The sequence below is a fragment of the Meiothermus rufus DSM 22234 genome (genome assembly GCF_000423425.1).
Lineage (GTDB): Bacteria > Deinococcota > Deinococci > Deinococcales > Thermaceae > Meiothermus > Meiothermus rufus.
The window spans coordinates 1-2,896 of sequence record NZ_AUHY01000111.1; the positions used below are offsets into that span (position 1 = coordinate 1).

The 2,896-nt window shown below is 61.8% G+C and carries 3 protein-coding genes; 1 reads left to right on the forward strand and 2 read right to left on the reverse strand.

The genetic code is table 11. The features are described 5' to 3' along the window. Positions 1 to 154 precede the first annotated feature (154 nt). The gene (locus G552_RS0113560) at positions 155 to 2,125 is read left to right on the forward strand and encodes an elongation factor G (protein ID WP_027883487.1); all 1,971 of its coding nucleotides are present in this window, start codon (positions 155 to 157) and stop codon (positions 2,123 to 2,125) included. Here the strand turns inward: G552_RS0113560 and G552_RS15905 are convergent. Further along, entirely contained in the window at positions 2,122 to 2,442 is a 321-nt protein-coding gene (locus G552_RS15905; protein ID WP_027883488.1) for a hypothetical protein, read from the reverse strand. The genes G552_RS0113560 and G552_RS15905 overlap by 4 nt on opposite strands. Beyond that, on the reverse strand, positions 2,443 to 2,739 hold the full coding sequence (locus G552_RS15910) for a TetR/AcrR family transcriptional regulator (protein ID WP_027883489.1): 297 nt from the start codon (positions 2,737 to 2,739) through the stop codon (positions 2,443 to 2,445). It abuts the gene before it with no gap. Positions 2,740 to 2,896 lie beyond the last annotated feature (157 nt).

The following is a 2,896-nucleotide window of genomic DNA, read 5'->3' on the forward strand; positions in this document are numbered from 1 at the left end:
GTGGTAAACTGCACCTGGGGAACCTCCTTTCTTGGTTGGTTCCCCTCTTTTTATCCCAGCTTAGAGTCTCACATGTGTTTGTCCGGGTTCAGAGCGGGCAGGGTATTTTTGTCCGGGGAAACCCCTTATACTGAGGCCACCAAGGAGGTAGATCATGATTCGCACTGTCGCCCTTGTGGGGCACAGCGGCAGCGGCAAGACCACCCTCGGTGAGGCCCTGCTCTACTTTACCGGGGGCAAGGATCGCATGGGCAAGGTTGAAGAGGGCAGCACCACCTCGGACTACACCCCAGAGGAAAAAGCCCACCGGGTCTCGGTTCGCACCGCGGTGCTGCCCCTCGTCTACCAAGGCCACCGCATCTACTTGTTGGACGCACCGGGTTATGCCGATTTCGTGGGGGAAATTCGCGGGGCTATGGAGGCCGCCGATGCCGCAGTGGTGGTGGTCTCTGCCGAAAGCGGTGTGCAGATAGGCACCGAGCGGGCCTGGACGGTGGCTGAGCGGCTGGAACTACCCCGGATGGTGGTGGTGAGCAAGCTGGAGAAAGGGGGCGACTTTTTTGCCCTCCTGGAAGACCTGCGCTTGACTTTGGGCCCCATCCTCCCGGCCCATCTGCCCCTCTACGAGAACGGCCAGTGGGTGGGCCTAATCGATGTGCTGCACGACCGCGCCTTCCGCTACGAGAAGGGCCGCCCGGTGGTGGCCAGTATCCCTGAGGATCAGCGCCCCAAAGTAGAGCAGTACCGCCACGAGGCCCGCGAGGCCATCATCGAAACCGACGAAAGCCTGCTGGAAAAGTACCTCGAGGGCGGCGAGGTAGAGGAGGTGGCGCTTTCCCGGGCCTTCCACGAGGCGGTGCGCAAGGGTCAGGTTTTCCCTGTAGCCATTGGCTCTTCTGGGGCTTTGATTGGGCTGGACATGCTGTTGGATTTGTTCCTGGAAGCCCTGCCCTCACCCGCCGAGCGTTGGGGGGAGGGCAGCCCTGCCGCCAAGGTATTCAAGGTGCAGGTGGACCCCTTCATGGGGCAGGTGGCCTTCGCCCGGCTGTACCGGGGTCGGCTTAAAGCAGGTGATACCCTGCAGTCCGACAACGGCCCGGTGCGCCTGGCCCACCTGTACACCGCCAAGGGTAAGGACCTGGTCGAGCTCGAGGAGGCCGAGGCCGGCACCATCCTGGCCCTACCCAAGGCCGATACCCTGCACAAGGGCATGGCCCTATGGCTGGGCGAGCGCCCCGAGTTCCCCTCGGCCCGCCTGCCCGAACCCAACGTGATGGTGGCTATCGCCCCCGAGTCCCGCAACGACGAGGCCAAGTTAGGCGATGCCCTGCGCAAGCTTTTGGAGGAAGACCCCAGCCTAAAGTTTGAGCGCAACCCCGAAACGGGAGAACAAATCCTGTGGGGCCACGGCGAGTTGCACCTGGAGACCGCCAAAGAGCGGCTGGCCGACTACGGGGTCAAAATCATAAGCCGTCCCCCCAAAATCCCCTACCGCGAGACCATCCGCCGCAAGGCCGAAGGGCAGGGTAAACACAAAAAGCAAACCGGCGGCCACGGGCAGTACGGCGATGTATGGCTGCGCCTCGAGCCCCACGAAGACTACGCCTTCGTCTGGGAGATTACCGGCGGGGTTATTCCCACCAAGTACATGGAAGCGGTGGAAGCCGGCATTAAGGAAGCGGCCAAGCAAGGCCCTTTGGCCGGTTATCCGGTGATTGGCTTCAAAGCCGCAGTCTACCATGGCTCCTATCACGAGGTAGATAGCTCCGACATGGCCTTCCAGATCGCGGCCCAGCTGGCCTTCAAAAACGTGGTCGCGCAGGCCAGCCCGACCCTGCTCGAGCCCATCTACACCCTCAAGGTTTTCGTGCCGCAAGACCGGGTCGGCGACATCCTCTCCGACCTACAGTCCCGCCGGGGGCGTATCCTGGGCATGGACCAGGAGGGCACCTTGGCTGTGGTCAACGCCGAGGCCCCCCTGGCCGAGATTCTCGAGTACAGCCGCACACTTTCCGGCCTGACCCAGGGCACCGGGGCGTACAGCCTGGAGTTCTCCCACTACGCCGAGGTGCCTCCCAACCTGGCACAAAAGATCATCGCTGAGCAGCAAAAAGCCGAGGCCTAGCGGACTATCTGGCTCCCTAGGTGTAGGGTTTGTCCGGCCAGCAAACGGGCTACTCTGGTTGGACTTAGGTTTGCTTCCCAGCGCAAGGTTTGTGCCGCAGCTAGGGTCATGCTCACCAAAAGATCGGCCATCAGGGCCACCTCGCTGGGGCTAGCCGTTGCTCCTTGGCGGTTGAGAACCTGCATTAGATGTTCGCTGATATCCTGTCGCAGCCCCTGCTGGATACGGGCCAGGGTCTGGCCCAAAGGGGTGGGCTCGCGAAAGTAGCGGATAAACATTTCCACGAACTGCCAGTTAGCCTCGAGCTCTTGCAGCACCTATTGGTAGAGGCGGACAATGCCTTCAAAATCGGCAGCACCGGCTTGCCTTAGCTCACCTAGGCTGCGCCCTAGAAGTGCCCGGATGCACCCTCCTACCACCTCAGCCGCCGATACCAGACACTCCTCGAGGCTGGTAAAGTGGGCATAAAACCCCGACTGCACCACCCCGGCAGCCTGGGCCAGGCGGGTAGTGGAGACCGCCTCGAGGCCCTCGCGGGAAATCAGCTCTATGGCTGCTTGCAAAATGCGCTCGCGGGTGTTTGGCCTGGCCCGCCGACCTTTCCTCGAAACCATCCCTGGCCCATCATACGCTGTTTGTGGGGATTAAGCGGCCCTTAATGTTACGCCTGGCGGCTCCTGAACCTGGACGGACACATGTGAGACTCTAAGCTGGGATAAAAAGAGGGGAACCAACCAAGAAAGGAGGTTCCCCAGGTGCAGTTTACCACCG

Excerpts from the sequence above, each read along its gene's own strand:
- G552_RS15910 (WP_027883489.1), bottom strand. The coding sequence starts at position 2,739 with ATGGTTTCGAGGAAAGGTCGGCGGGCCAGGCCAAACACCCGCGAGCGC.
- G552_RS0113560 (WP_027883487.1), top strand. The coding sequence starts at position 155 with ATGATTCGCACTGTCGCCCTTGTGGGGCACAGCGGCAGCGGCAAGACC.